The 18,588-nt window shown below is 68.2% G+C and carries 19 protein-coding genes and 1 pseudogene; 7 read left to right on the forward strand and 13 right to left on the reverse strand.

The features are described 5' to 3' along the window. The 7 genes and pseudogenes from TSB10P1A_RS00740 to TSB10P1A_RS00770 all read right to left on the reverse strand — a co-directional run. Positions 1-241 (reverse strand): annotated as a pseudogene (locus TSB10P1A_RS00740) (glutathione synthase); the annotation flags it as partial. Beyond that, positions 238-1,062, reverse strand: coding sequence for a glutamine amidotransferase (locus TSB10P1A_RS00745; RefSeq protein WP_186385992.1), 825 nt, complete (start codon positions 1,060-1,062; stop codon positions 238-240). The gene TSB10P1A_RS00745 and the pseudogene TSB10P1A_RS00740, both read right to left, overlap by 4 nt. Positions 1,063-1,128: 66 nt before the next feature. Beyond that, a complete protein-coding gene (locus tag TSB10P1A_RS00750; RefSeq protein WP_208984656.1) occupies positions 1,129-1,803 on the reverse strand; it encodes a M23 family metallopeptidase in 675 nt (224 codons plus the stop codon). Then, complete coding sequence (locus TSB10P1A_RS00755) at positions 1,800-2,342, reverse strand: hypothetical protein (RefSeq protein WP_186385993.1); 543 nt, start codon at positions 2,340-2,342, stop codon at positions 1,800-1,802. Before TSB10P1A_RS00755 ends, TSB10P1A_RS00750 begins: the two co-directional genes overlap by 4 nt. A gap of 47 nt (positions 2,343-2,389) precedes the next feature. After that, positions 2,390-3,607 carry an acyl-CoA dehydrogenase family protein gene (locus TSB10P1A_RS00760; RefSeq protein ID WP_186385994.1) on the reverse strand — a complete coding sequence of 406 codons (1,218 nt, stop codon included), beginning with the start codon at positions 3,605-3,607 and terminating at the stop codon, positions 2,390-2,392. Between the two features lie 18 nt (positions 3,608-3,625). Continuing rightward, positions 3,626-4,042 carry a thioesterase family protein gene (locus TSB10P1A_RS00765; protein WP_186385995.1) on the reverse strand — a complete coding sequence of 139 codons (417 nt, stop codon included), beginning with the start codon at positions 4,040-4,042 and terminating at the stop codon, positions 3,626-3,628. An 11-nt stretch (positions 4,043-4,053) separates the two neighbouring features. Further along, the gene (locus tag TSB10P1A_RS00770) at positions 4,054-4,713 is read right to left on the reverse strand and encodes a prephenate dehydratase (RefSeq protein WP_186385996.1); all 660 of its coding nucleotides are present in this window, start codon (positions 4,711-4,713) and stop codon (positions 4,054-4,056) included. 440 nt (positions 4,714-5,153) lie between these two features. Between TSB10P1A_RS00770 and TSB10P1A_RS00775 the strand changes: the two genes are divergently transcribed. Continuing rightward, positions 5,154-6,542: an SLC13 family permease gene (locus tag TSB10P1A_RS00775; protein WP_244292889.1), complete on the forward strand. Its 1,389-nt coding sequence runs from the start codon at positions 5,154-5,156 to the stop codon at positions 6,540-6,542. 307 nt (positions 6,543-6,849) lie between these two features. Then, complete coding sequence (locus TSB10P1A_RS00780) at positions 6,850-7,713, forward strand: LysR family transcriptional regulator (RefSeq protein WP_186385998.1); 864 nt, start codon at positions 6,850-6,852, stop codon at positions 7,711-7,713. A gap of 139 nt (positions 7,714-7,852) precedes the next feature. Here TSB10P1A_RS00780 and TSB10P1A_RS00785 read toward each other — a convergent pair whose 3' ends face one another. The 5 genes from TSB10P1A_RS00785 to TSB10P1A_RS00805 form a co-directional block, all read right to left on the reverse strand. Continuing rightward, complete coding sequence (locus TSB10P1A_RS00785) at positions 7,853-9,136, reverse strand: vanadium-dependent haloperoxidase (protein WP_186385999.1); 1,284 nt, start codon at positions 9,134-9,136, stop codon at positions 7,853-7,855. An 80-nt stretch (positions 9,137-9,216) separates the two neighbouring features. Beyond that, positions 9,217-10,641, reverse strand: coding sequence for an MFS transporter (locus tag TSB10P1A_RS00790; RefSeq protein WP_186386000.1), 1,425 nt, complete (start codon positions 10,639-10,641; stop codon positions 9,217-9,219). 19 nt (positions 10,642-10,660) lie between these two features. Further along, positions 10,661-10,894: a DUF2798 domain-containing protein gene (locus TSB10P1A_RS00795; RefSeq protein ID WP_186386001.1), complete on the reverse strand. Its 234-nt coding sequence runs from the start codon at positions 10,892-10,894 to the stop codon at positions 10,661-10,663. Further along, a complete protein-coding gene (locus TSB10P1A_RS00800; protein WP_186386002.1) occupies positions 10,891-11,457 on the reverse strand; it encodes a DUF2938 domain-containing protein in 567 nt (188 codons plus the stop codon). Before TSB10P1A_RS00800 ends, TSB10P1A_RS00795 begins: the two co-directional genes overlap by 4 nt. Then, positions 11,454-12,068 (reverse strand): bifunctional 2-polyprenyl-6-hydroxyphenol methylase/3-demethylubiquinol 3-O-methyltransferase UbiG, encoded by a 615-nt coding sequence (locus tag TSB10P1A_RS00805; protein WP_186386003.1) that lies wholly within the window; start codon positions 12,066-12,068, stop codon positions 11,454-11,456. The genes TSB10P1A_RS00800 and TSB10P1A_RS00805 overlap by 4 nt, the downstream gene beginning before the upstream one ends. 182 nt (positions 12,069-12,250) lie before the next feature. Between TSB10P1A_RS00805 and TSB10P1A_RS00810 the strand changes: the two genes are divergently transcribed. Next, entirely contained in the window at positions 12,251-13,198 is a 948-nt protein-coding gene (locus TSB10P1A_RS00810) for a LysR family transcriptional regulator (RefSeq protein ID WP_186386091.1), read from the forward strand. Between the two features lie 20 nt (positions 13,199-13,218). Here the strand turns inward: TSB10P1A_RS00810 and TSB10P1A_RS00815 are convergent, their stop codons facing one another. Further along, entirely contained in the window at positions 13,219-14,436 is a 1,218-nt protein-coding gene (locus tag TSB10P1A_RS00815; protein ID WP_186386004.1) for a LysR substrate-binding domain-containing protein, read from the reverse strand. A gap of 132 nt (positions 14,437-14,568) precedes the next feature. Between TSB10P1A_RS00815 and TSB10P1A_RS00820 the strand changes: the two genes are divergently transcribed. From TSB10P1A_RS00820 to TSB10P1A_RS00835, 4 genes are all read left to right on the forward strand, one after another. Beyond that, positions 14,569-15,303: a PIG-L deacetylase family protein gene (locus tag TSB10P1A_RS00820; RefSeq protein WP_186386092.1), complete on the forward strand. Its 735-nt coding sequence runs from the start codon at positions 14,569-14,571 to the stop codon at positions 15,301-15,303. Further along, complete coding sequence (locus TSB10P1A_RS00825; RefSeq protein WP_186386005.1) at positions 15,300-15,971, forward strand: 4-carboxy-4-hydroxy-2-oxoadipate aldolase/oxaloacetate decarboxylase; 672 nt, start codon at positions 15,300-15,302, stop codon at positions 15,969-15,971. Before TSB10P1A_RS00820 ends, TSB10P1A_RS00825 begins: the two co-directional genes overlap by 4 nt. Positions 15,972-16,170: 199 nt before the next feature. Then, positions 16,171-17,073 (forward strand): NAD(P)-dependent oxidoreductase, encoded by a 903-nt coding sequence (locus tag TSB10P1A_RS00830; protein ID WP_186386006.1) that lies wholly within the window; start codon positions 16,171-16,173, stop codon positions 17,071-17,073. Position 17,074: 1 nt separating this feature from the next. Then, positions 17,075-18,562, forward strand: coding sequence for a tripartite tricarboxylate transporter permease (locus TSB10P1A_RS00835; protein WP_186386093.1), 1,488 nt, complete (start codon positions 17,075-17,077; stop codon positions 18,560-18,562). Positions 18,563-18,588: the final 26 nt, after the last annotated feature.

An 18,588-nucleotide genomic window follows, 5' to 3' on the forward strand; every position in this document is an offset into this window, starting at 1 on the left:
TCTCGGCAAGGTCGGTCAGTTTCCGCTCGCCGAGGGTGAAGTGGTTGCCCGGCTCGTCGCGCACGGTGACCGGCTCCAGCGCGGCGGTGACCGTGTCGCCGGTCATCGCCAGCCGGTCCGGCGTGTAGTGGAAGAGCGCGTGGCCGCGCGCCTGCGCCTCCAGCATCATCGCGAAGGCGCTGTCGCCGGCGATGTTGATCGAGGAAATGTGGTCCATCTGGACCGCGACCTGGAGCGTCATGACCGCCTCCCGCGCGCGGATACGAGACCGGGTCGCGTGGCCGTGGCCGCGGCGCGCGCAGGCGTCGGATCGCCGGTGAAGACGAGGCCGAGAAACCGGTCGAACCAGTCGACAAAGGGCGGATCGTGGACGAAGCGGCCCGCGATATGCGCCCGGCCCGGCTGGGCGTCGGGCAGATCGAACCAGCGCGCGCCCTTGACCGCCCAGCGATGCATCATCGCCAGCGTCAGTTCCGGGTGGAATTGCAGGCCCCAGGCGTTCTCCCCATGCCGGAAGGCCTGGTTCGGGTAGACCTCGCCTTCGGCCAGGCGAAGCGATCCGCTCGGCAGGTCGCATCCCTCGCGGTGGAAATGATAGACGTGTCGCGGCCAGTCCGGCAGCAGGGCCTCGCCCTCCTGGGTGGGGGCGATCGGATACCAGCCGATCTCGACCCGGCCGTCCTCGCGGCCCGCGACCGTGCCGCCGAGCTGCTTCACCAGCAATTGCGCACCGAGGCAGATGCCGAGATAGGGCCGGTTCTCGGCCAGCGGCACCGCGAGCCAGTCGATCTCCCGGCGCACGAAGGGGTCGGTGTCGTTGGCGCTCATCGGACCGCCGAACACGATCGCTCCGGCATGCCGGTCGAGCGTATCGGGCAGCGGATCCCCGAGCGGCGGCCGGCGGATGTCGAGGCGAAAGCCCCGCGCCTCAAGAAGGTGGCCGGCGCGCCCGGCGGTCGAGCGCTCCTGGTGCAGGACGACAAGCACCGGCCTGTCGTCAGTGGGGGCGCCGGCGGCGGCCGCCCGGGGGCGACGCGGCCGCGTGTCGGATGTCTGCCTCATGTTCGATCCTGTCCGCTTGCGGGGTCGGGTCGCCGTCTCGATGCCGGCCGGGGCACCGGGCCGGCCCTACTGCTCCAGCCGCCCGTAGGCGCGCACCAGGCTCGAATAGGGCGGGACGAACACGATCCGCGTGGCGTCGCCGATCCGCACCGTGTCCTTCACATCGAAATGCAGATGGACCGGGAGCCAAGTCAGCCAGTCGTTCGAGACCTTGCCGATGCGGTCGCCCGCCTTGACCGTGTCGAGCTCGGCCACCGCCAGTTCGTCCATCGCCAGATGGACATAGCGGAACAGCGTCCCGTCCCGGCTCTGAAGCGTGATGCTGAAGCGGCCGACATGCGCGATCACGCCATCGGCCGCCGCAACCGCCCAATGAGTGTTGTCCTCGCAGGTCTTCGGACGCAGGTCCTGGCCGAAATGGCCTCCCGAGACGCACAGGGCGATATCGGAGCGGCGGAGCTCGCAGAAATTGTCGCGCCAGGGATAGGAATAGTTGACGGCGTCGCATTCCTCGCCGCCGCCGCCGCGCGCCCCGCCGGGGCCGAAGGTCGGGGAGTTGGCATAGGCGGGGCCTTCCTCCAGCGGGAAGCGCAGGTCCGGGTAGAGGATCGCGGTGACCGCAATGCCCTCGCCCGAGCCCGGCAGCAGATCGCCCGGCGGCAGGAAACGGTCGTCGGCACGCGCGGCGCCGGCCGCGAGCAGGAGGCCAAGGATCAGCAGCGGGATGGGACGGGACATCATTTCTCGGAGCCTCCGGCAGAAACGAGCGCCGCGGCGGCCCCGGACAGGAAGGCCGGCTCGATGCAGCGCGGATCGGTGAGCGGTTCGTCGCAGGTCAGGCGCAGCACATAGGACGCCCCGTGGCGGACGAGACTGTAGTCGGCGCCGTCGCCGATGGACTCGTAGCCCTGCACGTCATGGTGAAGGGTGAGCGCCCCGCTCGCCTCGATGGCCGAGCGCCAGCCCAGCACGCTGAGCTGCGCGCCCTCGAGCCGGTACGCCGCCGCATAGGCCTGTGTCTGGTGGACGAAGCGCGGCATGCCCCATTCCTCCACCGGCAGCAGCAGGACGGGAAGGCGGATGCCGTTCGCTCCCGCTGCCTGGGCGAACGCGTCGGCGGTGGCGCGGGCCTGCGGCGCGGCGGCGGCCGCTTCCGCCTGCGCAGAGGGCCAGTCGATGGCGACCTCGGTCCGCGACAGGACCTCGTTCGCCGCGGCGGGCAAGGGAAGGGCGGGGCCGGCAAGCGCCAGCAGCGCGGCGAGCAGTCGGTGCGGGGTCATTTCGGTCTCCTGGAGAGGATGCGGGCGGGGACGGGCGCCCGCTGGCGTCAGTCGCCGGCGGCGGCGAGGGGGGGCGGTGCGGCGCGCAGCAGAGGGGGAACCGCGGTGCGGGCGGCGGGCACTTCGGCGCGCCGGTGCAGCCGGGTCATCTGGTTCACGATGTTGCGGCGATGCATCTCGTCGGTGCCGCCGACGCTGCAAAAGGCGAGGGCGTCGCGCAGGAAGTCGGACACCTCGCCCGCCTGATATCCCTTGCTGCCATAGAGCCGCAGCAGGTGGAGCGCGCCGGCGACAGCGCTGTCGGCGCCGAGGATCTTGGCGACCGAGCACAGCATCACCGCCTCGTCCTCCCCGCGCAGCAGCCGGTCGAGCGCGGCATAGGACGTCCAGCGCGCGGCCTCCATGCCGATGCGGATGTCGACAAGGCGGCGCTGCACGTGTTGGTGATCGAGGATCGGCACGCCGAAGGTCTCGCGGTCCGTGGCATAGTCGACGGCGCGCGCGAGCATCGGCTCCAGGCACCACGCGGCAACGAGGCCGTAATAGATCCGCCCGAGCGAGACGATGTCGATCAGGTTGCGCAGCCCCCGGCCGGCCTCGCCGAGGAGGTGGCCGTAGTCGAGCCGGACATCGTCGAAGGTCATCCAACTCGTCGGCAGATCGTGATTGCCGAGCTTGGCGTCCGGCGCCCCGACGCGGATGCCGGGCAGGTCCGCATCGATCAGAACGAGGCTGATGCCCTCTCGCCCCTCGCCGGCCAGCTTGCACACCACCAGCATGAACCCGCATTCCGGCGCATGGGCGATGTTGTACTTGGCGCCATCGAGGCGGAAGGTCTCGTTCGCCTGCGCGGTGAGGAGGGTCGACGTCGAGCGGACATCGGTTCCCGTGTCCGGGTCGGCGATGCCGGTCGCGCCCAACTCACCGGCAAGCAGGCGCGGGAAGAACCGCGCCCGCTGGGCGCTGGTGCCGTGGCGCTCCAGCGCGCGGACGAGCCCGGCCTGGGCGATGACCGACAGCAGCAGTCCGGGCGCCCGGCCGCTGGCGGCGAGCCCTTCCAGGGCCGCCGTGAAAGCCCACCAGCCGGCGCCGTCGCCGCCATGTTCCTTCGGCACGATCAGGCGCCACAGGCCGGCCTCGCCCAACAGGTGCCAGGTCTCGGTGTCGAACGCGCCGGGTCGCGGCCGGTCGAGGGTGCTGCGGGCGCCGATATCGTGAAACAGCGCCCGCGTGGCGCGCTGCTCCGGGGTCCATTGCAGGTGCATGGCGGTCTCCGCTCGGGCTTAGACGGTCTTCTGGAAGTCGAGCACGCCGCGCCGGAAGTCTTCCGGGATCGGGTAGGTCTGCTGGCGCTCGTAGTCGAACATCACGTGGACCGACTCCCCGCGCGCGACCACCTCGGCATCCGCGTCGTTGAGATGCATGACATGCTCCATCTCGAAGCTCTTGGTGCCGAACTTCTTGATGTGACTGAGCACGATCAGCCGGTCGCCATATCTTGCCTGCGAGACGTAGTCGCAGGAGGTCTTGACCATGATATGCGGAAGCTTCTTGTCCTTGGGGATGCCCAGCAAGCTGTGCATGTATTCCAGATAGGCGGACTGGATGTATTCGTAATAGACGGGACTGCTGACATGGCCCATGGAATCGGTATCGCGATAGCGGATCGCCATCTCTGTCTGGAAGTACTGCTTCGTCATCTTCACCTCCGTTACAGGGGATGGATCGCGGCGGGTGCGGTCGCAACGTCCGACGCCGCCGCGGCAAAGGACGCGAACGGACGGACGCTGCGCGGTCCGTGGATCGTGAAAGCCATCGGGATGCAGCCGTAGTTGTGCAGGACCGAGAGGCCGTGGACGCGGGCGGCGCAGAGCGTCGTCACGCAGCCGTCGGCCTGTCCGCTGACGCAGTCCTGCGCGGCCAGGACATTGCTCGCCACATAGCGGCGCTCGATGCTTGGGGGCAGCAGGTGCTCGGGCGCGGGATGGGTGGCGCAGACCTTGGGCAAGGCGCCGCTGGAGGAGGCCAGCACCATCTCGTCGGTGTCCATGATGAAGGCTTCGAGGATCTGCAGCCGCTCGATCCGGCTGTAGATCAGTGTGTGAAGCTGCGGATAGGCCGCCACACCGACGAGAACGGCGTCATTCCGGCCGAGCACGGCGTCGGCGGCCGCCTCCAGCGTCGGATGCAGCTCGACCCAGGCATTCGGGCAGCGGTTGGTGCGCCACAGAAGGGCCGCGCGCTCGCAATTGGTTCCAGCCGGTCCGAGCGTGTGCAGGGACCGCACCCAGGCACAGTCCGATGTGGTGCGCGCCGGGGTCTCGAAGGCGGGGTCGGTTGGCCGTTCCGGCCTGTACAAGGGATCGCCCATGGTCACTCCGTCGTGGCGGGAACCCCTTCCCAGGGCATCGCCCCGGCGCCTATGTCGACCCCGTTGGGGATCGGGCGCGGGGAACGGGGTTCTCTACCTTGGTGATATGCGTGCAAAAAAATCCCTCTAAGGTTGCGAAAAAAGTAAACATCAGGGTGCGTTCGGCGATCAAATCGTTATTCGTGAAGTCTGCCCTCGGGTCCGGCGAGATCGCGATAAATCATGATGGAAATCACGACGGTGGAGGACCTCGGCCTTTTCGAGGGCAGACCACGGAACGAACGAATGGATTGGCTGACGTGCTTTCAGGCAAGTGTCGAGATCGGGCGAGGTCGGCCCGGCCGGAGGCGCGCTGCATGGGGAACGTCGAAGGAGCAGGATCAACCGGACGGGCGCTGGAGCTTGCGCGCCGGCTCGGAGGGACCGGTGCGACCCGTCGCGTGGGGGCCTGTCTCGCATCCGCCGGCCTCGTCGGCGTAGCCCTGTTCGCCCTGCTGCCGGCGCCGATGGCGCTCGTAGCGTGCCTCGCCGTTGCGGCCATGGCGGCGTGGGCGACCAATCTCGTGCCGCCGCACTGGCCGGCGCTTGCCGTGTTCACGCTGGCCGCCACGCTGATTCCGGGCGCGGCGCCGGTGGTCTTTTCCGGCTTCCAGTCCTCGACCTACTGGCTGCTGTTTGCCGGCTTCGTGCTCGGCAGCGCGATCCGCCATGTCGGGCTTGGCGCACGCATCGCGCAGCCGCTTGCACGATGCCTTGCCGGCAGCTATCGGCGATCGGCCTACGGGATTGCCGGGGCCTGTCTCCTGCTCGGCTTCGTCATGCCCTCGGGCATGGGGCGGATCGTATTGATGCTGCCGATCGTCATGGCCGTCGCGGAGGATCTCGGTTATCCGCAAGGATCGGACGGCTGGATCGGACTGGTCGCGATCGCCGCCTTCTCCTGCTTCCTGCCGGCCTTTGCCATTCTGCCGTCGAATGCGCCGAACATGATCCTCGCCGGGCTCGCCGAGACCGTCTATGGCCATCGGATCGGCTACTTCCGGTACCTCTGGATGCATTTTCCGGTGCTTGGTCTCCTCAAGACCGTCGTGCTGGTCGAACTGTCGCTGCGTCTCTTCCCGTCTGCGGCGCCGGCGCCGGCCTCGGCGCGCCGGAGCGCCGACACCCTGGTGGGCCCCTGGACCCTCGCGCAGACCGCGCTGGCACTGCTGCTGGCCCTGTGCCTCGTCCTGTGGATGACCGACGCGCTGCACGGCATCGCCGCCGGCTGGGTCGGGCTTGCCGCCGCGCTCGTCTGCCTGTTTCCGCCCGCCCGCCTGACCCCGGCGGACTGTGTCGCGCGCGAGGTTCAGCACGGGACGCTGCTGTTCGTCGCCGGGGTCATGGGCCTCGGTGCCCTCATTTCCGCAAGCGGATTGGGGGCGACGCTGGTCGATGGGCTTGCCGGTGCAACGGGCCTCGCTGCGCCGCCCGACGCCGGCGACGGGTGGCAGCCCGGCCCGGTCGGCACGCTGGCAATCCTTGCCATGATGTCCACGGCCGCCGCCGTTCTCGCCAATCTGGCCGGAGTGCCGGCGATCCTCACGCCGCTTGCAGGCGAAACCGCCCGGCTCACGGGTCTGGAGCTCGACCTGGTGTTGATGACCCAGGTGCCCGGCTTCTCGAATGTCCTGCTGCCCTACCAGGCGCCGCCGCTGATCTATGCGATCCAGGTGGCCGGCCTGCCGTTCGGCCGGATGACGCGCATGTGCCTGCTGCTGTTCGCGGCAAGCCTCGTCTTCCTGCTGCCGCTCGAGCTGCTTTGGTGGCGACTGATCGGCGCTGTCTGAGCGGTCCGCATGTGGCTTGTGCGATGCACAATATTTCAGTGTGCGCTTGCGAGTAATGCAATCTCTGGTATAGTCACCCCGTCGGACAGGTCCGACTGACCGGCGTCCCCACCAAGACGTGCCCTCTCCGTGGTTGGACCACGGCTGAGGTGCCCCAGGCCGGAACGCCGCCCGCAAGCGCTGTTGGCGGTCCCGTCCGCGACGGGGCCGTGCGAGTTTCCCAGCCAGTGGGCGCCAAGCGCCTGAGCAAGACTGTGCCGCGCCGACGGCGCCCTCTCCTGTGTTCAATAGGGGCGTGAAGCACGTTATGGAGTTCCATCAACTGAAGACATTCGTCGCCGTGGCCCGGGAAGGCAGCATTACCCGTGCCTCCGAGCGGCTCCATCTCAGCCAGCCGGCGGTCAGCGCCCATATCAAGTCGATCGAAGACCGCTACGACCTCTCGCTGTTCGAGCGGACGTCGCGAGGAATGACGCTGACCGGCGACGGCCTGCGCCTTCTCGCCAAGGCGGAAAGGGCGCTGGAGGCGCATGGCGAGGTCCTGTCCGAGGCGAGCCGGCTTCGCGGCACGTTGACCGGCCGCATCCGCATCGGTGTCGGCAGCAACGCCTGCAATCCGTTGCTTGAGACCCTGCTGATCCGCCTTGCCGACAGCTATCCGGATGTGGAGATCCGCACCCAGCATGCCTCCGGTCGCGAGACGGTTGCCGCCTTGCGCGGCGGCGCGATCGACGCCTGCTTCTTCAACAGCATCGACGATCCGGAACCGGACATCTCGGCTATCGACGTCGACCAGTTCAGCATCTTCCTCGCCGCCGCGCCCGGAACCGTACCCTGCACGCAGCCGCTCGACTGGGCGCGTGTCGCCGACCTGCCCTGGATCTATCCCCGATGCAGCAGTTGCTGCGGCCGGGCGACGGACACCCTGTTCCTGCGCCATCGGTTCCGCCCCAAGCGGGTGATCAGCGTCGACCGGGAAGGGATCACGCGCTCCCTCATCGTCGGCGGCATCGGCATCGGCCTGCTGCATGCGGAAACGGCACGCGAGGCGGAAGCCCGTGGCGAGGTCGAATTGCTGCATGAACTGTCGCAGCCCGTGCGGGTGTTCTTCGCCCATCTGGCGAGCCGCGACAACGACCCGATCCTCGCCCTGTTGCGGGGTTTGCTCTAGCGTCCTCCCGCTTCGGGCGGAGGGCGGAGGGCGGAGGGCGGAGGGCGGACGCCGGCCGGACCCTTGTCCGCCCGGTGCCCGTCGCAGTCTGTCGCAGTTCATCGCAGGGCGGGCCGTCGCACCGCCGCCGCCGGCTCCCTCACTGCCTGGCGAGGCAGCCGCTCGCGGAAAGGTCGGTGACCGGTGCCGCCTCGGCGCGCGGGGCGAGGGCCGCGACCACCTTCGCCGCCACCTGGGCGCCAAGCGCGCTGCCCGCCACGTTCGACCAGCGGAAATGAGCCCCGCCATAGATGCGCGACTGCGCCTCTTCCTCGGCAAAGGCCCGCAGGCTCGTATAGTCGCCTGCCAGCCCGCGGTCGCCGGCAAAGGTGAAGTGCACCGGTCCGGTTCCGAACACCGCCTCCAGCGCCCCTTGCGCCGCCGAGCCGTTCGCGCAGTGCTGGCAGGGATACTCCGGGTGGCGCGGCGTCTCCAGCACCGGTGCCCAACTCGTGTCCGGGGCGATGTCGGGCCGGCTGAATCCGGCGCCGCCCTCGTGGATGACGGTGATCGGCCGCCAGAAGTTGTAGCGGTACTTGGCCGTCATGCCGGATATCAGCGTGTCCGACATGGCCAGGGTGAGCAGCGCGAGCGCACGGGCCTCCTCGACCACGGGCAGATCGCAGCGGGAGAGCAGACCCTCGCCGATCTGGATCCATGCGGCGGCGCCGGAGCCGGCGTGAAGTCGGGCGATCATCACCTTTTCCGGATCGGTCTGGCTTTCGAGGCCGCCACTCTCACGGACTTCCGCGAGGTCGCGCTGGAACTGGGCGCTGTCGAGCGACGGCGGCGACGGCGGGAGCAGGGCGTCCGGTGCGGCGAGCACATAGGGACGCATGGCGGAGATGTTGGGCAGCACCATCGGCTTGTCGGAGGTCCGCCGATAGACGCCCGGAGCCTGCGGCGGCTCGGTATAGTCGCCGCCGAAGTCGGCGCCGTCCGCCGCGCGGGCCGCCAGCACCGCCTCCGCCGCGCGCTCGCCGAGTGCAAGGCTCGCCGACAAATCGCCGGAGCCCGCATGGCGGGCCAGCAGATCGTCGCGCCGGGCGGCCAGGGCCTGCACCTGGTCGGGCAGGAAGACGCTCAGGACGCGGAACGCCGCCTCGGACGCGGCCGCCGCCTCCGAACCGCCGGCAAGCGGCTCGCCGGTCAGCGCATAGGCGGAAAAGCGGCCGGCCACGCCATTGGCCGCATCGAACAGGGCTATGTTGAGGATGGTCAGTCCGCGCAACTGTTCGTGGGGCGACCAGTTGCTCTCGCGCATCGCCGTGCGGGCGATGTCCTGCCAGTCGAGCGCCACGCCGGCATCCGCCGGATCGGTGGTTGCGAGGGCCGCCGCGAAAGCGGCGGGCAGAAGGCCAGTCAGGATTGCCGTGGATCGCATCAAGGGTCCTCCGATGGGAATTCCGCAACCTTAGGAGGAAGTTCATCCTTGATGTAGAGCCCTGGATGTGATGGCGATCCTCAGGTTCGCCGAGGGCCGGCCGCCGCCGCGGGCGCCCGCGTCGCGGCCACGAGCGCCATGGCGGCGAGGCTCGCGGCGAGCGCAAAGGTCGCCTGCATCGCGCTGGCGATCTGGTCCGGGCCGGCGGCCTGGAGCGTGTCGACGCCGGTCGCCAGCGCAAAGATCGTCCCCATCACCGAGGCCCCGGTGACGAGGCCGAGATTGCGCGACAGGTTGAGCATCGCCGAGGTGACGCCGAGCGTGTCGGCCGGCGCGTCTTGCAGCACGGCGGTGTTGTTCGCCGCCTGGAACAGCGCGTAGCCCGAGGTCATCACGGCAAGCGGCAGCACATAGGCGGCAATGCCGAGGCTCGCCGGCAGCAGGGACAGCAGGAGCGCGCCGGCGCAGAGCGCGATGAGGCCGGCGACGCTCGTCGTTTGCGCCCCGACCCGATCAACGAGGCGTCCCGAGGGAACTCCGGCAATCGCGGCCACCGCCGGGCCGACGGACATCGCCAGGCCGATCGCGGTCGGGCCGAGCCCGAGCCCCCCGGCCAGATAGAACGGGCCGACAACGAGGGTGGCCATCATGATCGTCGAGACCAGCACGTTCATCACCAGCCCGCTTGCAAGTCGCCCCCTCGCAAGGAGGCCGATGCGGATGAGCGGGGCGGCAACCCGGCTCTCGACGGCGAGGAAGACGGCCGCGCCGGCAAGGGCTATGCCGAACAGGGCGGGCGAGACTGCTCCGCGGGTGCTCGTCATCGACAGCGCATAGGCGGCAAGGGTTGCGCCGAGCAGAAACGTGCCGGCAAGATCGAAGCGCGGCCGGCCGGCCGCAGCGTCCCGGGGCGGATCGGCGGGCAGCGCGACGGCGGTGAGCGCGACCGCACCAAGCCCGAGCGGTACCATGACCAGGAACACCGCGGGCCAGCCGGCCGCCTCGATCAGTGCCCCTCCGAACGAGGGGCCGAGCGCCGTGCCGACGGCCGACAGGCTGCCGAGCAGGCCCATCGCACCGCCCGTCCGCTCGCGAGGCACGACCTGTCCGACCATGGCCATGGCGAGCGCCATCATGGCGGCGGAGCCGGCGCCCTGTAGCGCCCGGGCGGCGATCAGGACCGGCAGCGACGGGGCCAGCGCGCAGAGCAGCGAGGCCGCCGAAAACAGTGTCAACCCGGCAAGAAGCAACCGGCGGCGCCCGAACAGGTCGCCGAGCCGGCCGATGCTGACGATCAGCGTGGTAACGGCCAGCAGATAGGCGATCACCACCCATTGCACCTGCGCGAAAGGAGCATCGAAGGCCTCCGCCAGCATCGGCAGGGCCACGTTGGCGATGCTGACGCCGATGGCGGAGAGCAGGGCCGACAGGCCAAGTGCCGCAACGGCAAAGCGCGGCGCGCCGATAGAACCTGTTTCGGAGAGGGTGGTACGGCCTTCGCTCACGATATCGGCCTCCTGCAGGTCACGCCCGCTGCGGGGGAAACAGTCGGTTGACGGCCCGCCGCGCCAGCGGGGCAACCACCAGCACGACCGGGAAGGCGACAACCCACGACGACAGCCAGCCGCCAAGCCAGATCGGCACGAAACCGTCGTCAAGGCCGATGGCACGGGCTGTGGCGATGCCGGAGACGATGAGCGACATCATCCCGGACAAGAGAAAACCGAAGGCAATCGGTGCAAGGCGGTGCTGGGTCATGAGGCTCGATCTTCGTGTGTTGAGGGGGATGCCGGAGTGATGGGAGCGGTCGCGGCGGCCAGGCCCCAATGGCTGCGGGCCTGGCAGACGAGCCAGCCGGCGGCGAACAGGCCGACGCCGAAAACGGCGTGTCCGGACAGGCTGCGCATGCGGCCGGCCAAGGGATCGGGCGTCAGGCTCGCGGCAATGCCCGAGCCCATGGCCGGCTGCATCAGCAGGAACGGCGCGACGACGGACGCCACGCCGAAGGCGAGGGCCGGCAGCAGGGTCGGCCGTGCCAGCCATCCCCGCCCGACGAGGGCCACGAACAGAACCCCGAAGACAGCGCCGACCAGGTAGTGGGCGCTCCAGCCGATCACCACCTCGCCGGCGACGGGCGCGCTGGTGCGGATCGAGTCATGGAGGAACTGCCCCTCGCTCATATGGCCGATCCAGCGACCGACCGGCGCCATGCTCGCCGGCCGCATGCCGAACAGGGTCGATCCGATCAGCGTCCACAGATCAAGGACGGCGGTCGCGGCAAGGCCGAGTCCGGCCGCGGCGGCGACATCCCGGGCATTCATGCCGCCGCCTCCGCGCTCGTGGCGCGCCTTGCGCGCACCACGCAATCGATCGCGGTGCCCCCGTGCGCGTGACGCTCGACCGTTCCGGCGGCCTCGATCAGGAGCCCGCCGTCCAGTGCGGCCGTGACATCATCGGCGGAGTAGAGCACGGCCGGGTCACGCGGGCCGCCGGAGCCATGCGTCAAGTTGCTCGTGTCGTGGCCGACGAGCAGCAGCGTACCGCCGGGCGCGGTGGCTGTGGCCGCCCGTTGCAGGATCGGGCCGAGCTCGAATTGCGGGATCTGCAGATAGGCGATCAGGACGAGATCATAGGCACCCGAGTGCGGCTCGAACTGGCGCAGGTCCGCGCTCTCGAACCGCACGTGCTCGCCGACGCCGTGGTGGGCTGCGGCCGCTTCGGCCTTGGCCAGTGCGACGTCCGAGAAGTCGACCGCGTGTACTTTCCAGCCGCGCCCGGCGAGCCAGAGGGCATTGCGCCCTTCGCCGGCGGCGAGATCGAGCGCACGACCTGGAAGAAGCCCGGCAGCCTCGCCCGCGACCCAGGCGTTCGGCTCCAGCGTCCAGATGAACTCGCTCGTGTCATAGCGTCTGTTCCAGTCCTCGCGTTCCATGCCGCGCGCCTCCGTGGTCTTGCTCAGCGGCGCCAGCCGCTATGGCTCGCCGGATCGGGGCTGGCCTTCGCGGCCGGCTTCCGTCATCAATAGAGCGCAGCGATGACTGGCGGAACGCGCAAGGATCTCAGGTCATCATTGCATCTGACGCCATGTTCTCGCAGAGCTCGCGGAGCGACGCCGTGTTCCGTCCGGACCTGAACCTGCTTGTTACGCTTGATGTCCTCCTGTCGGAGGGCAGCGTCGCGGCCGCGGCGAAGCGGCTGCGGCTCAGCCCCTCGGCGATGAGCCGGCAGCTCGCACGGCTGCGCGAGGTCACAGGGGATCCGCTTCTGGTGCGCGCTGGGCGCGGCCTGGTTCCGACACCGCGGGCGATCGAGCTCGCACCTCTTGCGGCCACTCTGGTGCGCGATGCCGAGGAGATGCTGCGCCCCGCGCAGCGCCTCGACCTCGCCGGGCTGGTGCGGCGGTTCACCTTGCGCGTGACGGATGGGTTCCTGGAGAATTTCGGGCCGGCCCTGATCGCGCGCGTCGAGGCGCAGGCGCCCGGCGTCCGGTTGCGCTTCGTGCAGAAGACGGACCGGGACAGCGCCCCTTTGCGCGACGGCTCCGTGGATCTGGAGACCGGCGTCGTCGGGCGTCACCATGGCCCCGAACTCATGACCCAGGCGCTGTTTCGTGACCGCTTCGTCGCGGTGGTGCGCCCGGGCCATCCTCTCGCGGACGGTATTGTGACACCGGAGTGCTATGCTGCGGCCCGTCATGTTCTGGTCTCGCGCAAGGGCGTGGAGCGCACCCATGTGGACGAGGTGCTCGCGACACTCGGCCTGACGCGGGCGATCGCGACGGTGGTGGGGAGCTTCTCGGCGGCGCTCGCCCTTGCTGGCGCGACCGACCTTGTCGCCACCGTGCCGGAGCGCCACACCGGCTCCCTGCGCGATCGGCTGATCACTTTCGCTGTTCCCGTTGCTCTGCCGGAGATCACCGTTTCGCTGCTTTGGCATCCGCGTCACGATGCCGATCTCGCCCACCGCTGGCTGCGTGGCTGCGTGCGGGAAATATGCTCCAGCGGTGCGGTCCCGGAGGCAGACCCCGCCCCCGAGGCGCCGGTTGGGGTATCCCCGGCGTAGACCGCCTCTCGCCAGAATTATCAGGCCACGACCTGGCTCTCTTGCCGGCAGGAGGCCTTCAGGAAGGTCAGGAATGCCTTCTGGACCGGCCCCGGCTGCCAATCGGCTCTCGTGGTCACACCGATCGACCGGCTGGTCTCGGGCAGCGGGAACGGAACCACCTTCAGCAGGTTCAAGCGCTCGTCGATCACGATCTGGCGCAGCGACAGCAATGTCAGCCGGTCGCTCTCGGCAAGGATGCCGCGCGTGGCCACCAGCGAGCTGGTTTCGATATTCGCGCGGGGACGGCAAGGTGTGTCGGCAAACAGCATGTCGAAGGCGCGCCGTACGGGCGTCCCCGCGCGGGGGATCACCCAGTCGTACTGCGAGAGCATCTCCCGGGTGACGTGCGGCGCGTTCAGCAATGGATGGCCGGCACGGGCGATGATCGCATAAGGGTCGGAAAAGAGGGGTTCTTCGACGACGTCCGTCGCCGGTGGCGGCTGGCGGAGGGCACCGAGAAGGAAATCCACGGTGCCATGACGAAGGTCGTTGAGGACGGTCTCATAGGGGCCGTCGATGACTTCCACCTTCGCTTCCGGGTGCTGTTTCAACAGGCTGTTGATCGCCCGCGGGAGAATGAGCGTGCGCGACAGCGGCAGGGATGCGACGGCAACGCGCCCGGCAACCTGTCCCTTGAGCGCATCGATCTCCTCCGCAGCGAGGTCCAGTTCACGCAACGCGACACGAAGCCGGCGCGCGAGTTCCTGTCCGACGCGGTTTGCGCTCACGCCCCATGACGAGCGCACGAAGAGCCGCCTGCCGACAATCTTCTCCAGATCGCGCGCCGACCGATTGAGGGACGGTTCGGCGATCTGCAGCCGGCGCGCGGCGACGCTGAACGATCCGGCTTCGGCAACTGCAATGAACGCCCGCATCTGGGGATAAGTGAGACGGTTCAGGACCGCGGCGGCAACCTCCGGGTTGCGCCCTCCGGCAGCGCCCATGCCCTGCGAGATTGCCGTCACGCTTTGCCGGAAGAAGCGGGTCACCCGGGCTTCGAGCGCTGTCCCCGCATCCGTTGCATAGGTCCCGTTCGCCCGCCTCGTCAGCAGCGACGCGTCGAAGTGCTTCTCCAACTGCTTCATCGCCTGGGTGACGGCAGGCTGGGTGAGGCTGACCGCCTGGGCGGCGAGATTGATGCTGTTGTGCCTGAACACGGCCTCGAAGGCGCGCAGGTGGCGCAAATTCGGGATCACCCTCGTTCTCCAGCGTTTTCTCGCAACCGCACTTCGCAATTTCTTATATCCCTTACCACGCCTTTGATTAGCGAGGCTCCCTTTTTCCTGTCAGGTCATGTGCAGATGACAGCAAGGGAAAATCGCGGTCTGATGAGCAAGAAAACGGCTTTGGTGGTGAGTGCCCATTCCGCAGACTTCGTGTGGCGCGCAGGCGGTGCGATCGCGCTTCATGCCCGAAAGGGTTATGAGGTGACGGTGGTCTGCCTGTCCTTCGGCGAGCGCGGTGAATCGGCCAAGCTCTGGAAGGTGCCGGGTTTCACGGTCGAGGCGGTGAAGGAGAACCGCAAGCGGGAGGCGGAGAGAGCCGCCGACGCGCTCGGCGTTGCGGATATTCAGTTCTACGATCTCGGCGACTATCCGCTGACCATTCCCGACGAAGCGTTCCACAGGCTCGTCGATCTCTACCGCGCCATCAGGCCGGAATTCGTCCTGACGCATTCGCGCAAGGACCCTTATAACTTCGACCATCCGCTGACGACGGAGTTTGCCCAGCATGCGCGCGTCATTGCCCAGGCGCATGGCCATAAGCCGGGTGAAAAGGTCCTGGGCGCGCCGCCGGTCTATCTCTTCGAGCCGCACCAGCCCGAGCAATGCGACTGGAAGCCCAACTTCCTGCTCGACATCACGCAGGTCTGGGACAGGAAGCGGGCCGCCATCGAATGTATGGAAGGCCAGGAACACTTGTGGGAATATTATACCCGCGTCGCGCTTCAGCGGGGTGTCCAGGCCTCCCGCAATTCCGACTACAAGATCGCATACGGGGAAGGCTACGAAGCGGTCTTCCCGCATGTGACGGGCGAACTCGGTCACGGGGCGGTGGCATGAGCGTCGTCGTCACCTCCGTGGAGCGCCCACCCCTTGCGGTGGTGGACGCGCTTGCCGAGCCAGGCGTTGCCACCGTGCACGAGGCGCAGGGACGCATCGGCCTCCTGCAGTCTCACATGCGCCCGATCTATCGCGGCGCGCGCGTGGCGGGAACCGCCGTCACGGTCTCGATCCCACCCGCCGACAACTGGATGCTGCATGTGGCGGTGGAGCAATGCAGCGAAGGCGACATTCTCGTGGTGTCGCCGACATCGCCCTGCGATGCCGGCTATTTCGGCGAACTGCTCGCCTGCTCGCTCAAGGTGCGCGGCGTGCGCGGGCTGATCATCGAGGCGGGCGTGCGGGACGTGCGCGAGCTCGAGGAGGCCGGGTTCCCCGTCTGGTCTAAGGCGATCTCCGCCCAGGGAACGGTCAAGGAAACGCTCGGGTCGATCAACATACCGATCGTGTGTGCCGGTCAGACGATCGAGCCGGGCGACGTGATCGTGGCCGACGATGACGGTGTCGTCGTCGTCCGTCGGCTCGACGCCGAGGACGTGCTGCGGAAGAGCAAGGCGCGCCTGGAGAAGGAAGCCGAAACCCGCAAGCGGCTGCTGGCCGGCGAGTTGGGGCTCGATATCTACGGCATGCGCCAACGGCTGAAGGAAAAGGGGCTGCAGTATCGCTGACGCTGGTGTGGTGGATTTGACAGACGCCTCGTTCCGGTGGCGACCGCCCGAACGTCTTTCAGATTCGAAAACCACATTGGAAACATAAACTTGCCAGTCATCTCCTGAATCTGAGTTCGTACAGGGCATGCCGCCAGGTGTGACGAACTTCAGCTTCGGGTGACTGGGTCGGCGCCTGCGGCCGGGAGGACAGACTGTCGTGACCATCATCGCGTTCATCGGTTTCGGCGAGGCCGCTCAAGCCATCGCCGCGGATCTCAACAAGGCTGACGGCGTCTCCCGCCTGCTCGCCTATGACCTTCGTTTCGCGAACGCAGCGGGGGATCTGCAAGAGGCAGCCCTGGCTCGCGGTGTCGAGCCGCTGGCGGATATCGCCGGCATCGGGGAGGCCGAGATCGTGCTGTCGCTCGTGGTCGGCGCGGCCGCGATACCCGTTGCCCGCAGCGCGGCTCCCCACCTGCGGGAGGGGCAGGTCTATGTCGATCTCAACTCGATCGGCCCGCAGGCCAAGGCGCAGGTCGGTGAGGCGCTGGCCAAGGCGGGAGGGGGCGCCTTCGTCGAGGGCGCGGTGATGGCGCGCGTCCCGCCCTTTGGCAGCCGCGTTCCGATCCTGACTGCGGGACGCTGCGCGGCGGATGTCGCGGAACGGCTCAATGCGATCGGCATGTGCTGCGAGGCCGTGGGCGAGCGGATCGGTCAGGCTTCGGCCGTCAAGATGATCCGCTCCGTCATGATCAAGGGGGTGGAGGCACTCCTGATCGAGAGCCTGACGGCCGCCGAGCGGGCCGGGGTCACCGAGCGCATCCTGGAGTCGATCACCGAGACCTTTCCGGGCATCGATTGGCGCGAGACCGCCACCTATTATATCGGCCGCACGCACCAGCATGGCGCCCGCCGCGTCACGGAAATGAACGAATCCGCCGAGACCCTGCGGGGCCTGGGTGTGGAGCCGGTCCTGTCGAACGCCATCGCAGCCACCATTGCGAACGCCCATGCGCGGCTTGCTTCGGCTGTGCTGCCGCCGAACACCCACTACGAGGCTTTGCTGCACGTTCTTGCGCAGGACAGCGTGGCGGCAATGGTCTCGGACGGGGGACGGTGACATGGGCGGCATGATCGAGGCCCTGGGCACCATCTTCAGTATGTGGGGGCTTGCCTGCCTCCTCGCGGGGACCGCGATCGGCATCGTCGTCGGCGCCCTGCCGGGGCTGGGTCCCTCCATCGGCATCAGCCTGCTGATCCCTTTCACATATACGCTCTCCCCGGAACTCAGCATGCTGCTGCTCGTTTCGCTCTACATGGGCGCCGAGTATGGCGGTTCGGTCAGTGCGATCCTTCTCTCCACCCCTGGGACCGCGGCCGCGGCATCGACCGCGCTCGACGGCTATGCGATGACGCGACAGGGGCGGGCGAACGAGGCCCTGGCGATTTCGCTCGGCTCGTCCGCCGTTGGCGGCGTGATCGGCGGACTTGCTTTGCTGGTCCTTGCCGGGCCGCTTGCCTCGCTGGCATTGAAGTTCGGTCCCGCGGGCTATTTCGCTGTCGGCCTCTTCGGCCTGACGTCGGTTGCCGCACTCTCCGGCGGCTCGCTGGTAAAAGGCCTTCTTGGCGCGGCATTCGGCCTTGCCATTGCCACGGTCGGCATCGATCCGATCGCCGGCGTCCCGCGCTTCACCTTCGGTTTCATCGAGCTTTATGAAGGTGTGCCTTTCCTCACCGCGCTGATCGGCTTGTTTGCCGTATCGGAAGCGCTCGTCCTTGCCGAAAATGGCATCCGGTCCTCGGCAGACGGTCAGGGTCCGGTGCGCAGTGTGCTGCTGCGCGCCAGGCAGTGGCGGGACCTGTTCCCGACGATGCTGTCCGGCTCCGTCATCGGCACGCTGCTCGGCATCCTGCCGGGCGTCGGCGGCAACATCGCCTGCTGGATCGCACGCGATTTCGCGCGCCGACGCGACAAGGATCCCGACAGCTTCGGGCACGGCGCGGAAAAGGGCGTCGCCGCTCCCGAAGCCGCGAACAATGCAACCGTCGGCGGCGCGCTGATCCCGCTCCTGTCGCTGGGTGTCCCGGGTTCGCCCACGACGGCCGTACTTGTCGGGGCGCTGATCCTGCATGGCCTGCGGCCGGGTCCGCAGCTCTTCTCGGAGGCGCCCGCGCTCGTCTATTCGATCCTGATCGGGGTGATCGTCAGCGCGCTTGCCATGTTCGCCGTCGGAACGCTGTGCCTGCCGATCTGGGCGAGGGCCATCAGACTGCCGCGTTCGGTCATCGCCACCGGCATCATGGCTTTTGCGGTTCTCGGCGCCTTCGCCCTGCGCAACCTCGTCTTCGACGTCTCGATGATGCTTCTGTTCGGTCTGCTGGGATATGTGCTGAAGAAGCTCCGCTTCTCCGTCGCGCCCATCGTGCTGGCGATGGTTCTTGGGTATCTCGTGGAATCCAATTACCGCACGGCGCTCGTCACATCGCAGGGCAGCTATTCCATCTTCGTGACGGACCCGATCAGCGTCACGTTCCTGATCCTGAGCGCAGTCAGCCTCATACTGCCGATCCTGCGCAGCCTTCGCAGCCGACGGAGATCGGCGCTCTAATCCTGACAACTGGGAGGAAAAACGAT

The organism is Stappia sp. TSB10P1A (assembly GCF_900185725.1).
Classification (GTDB): domain Bacteria; phylum Pseudomonadota; class Alphaproteobacteria; order Rhizobiales; family Stappiaceae; genus Stappia.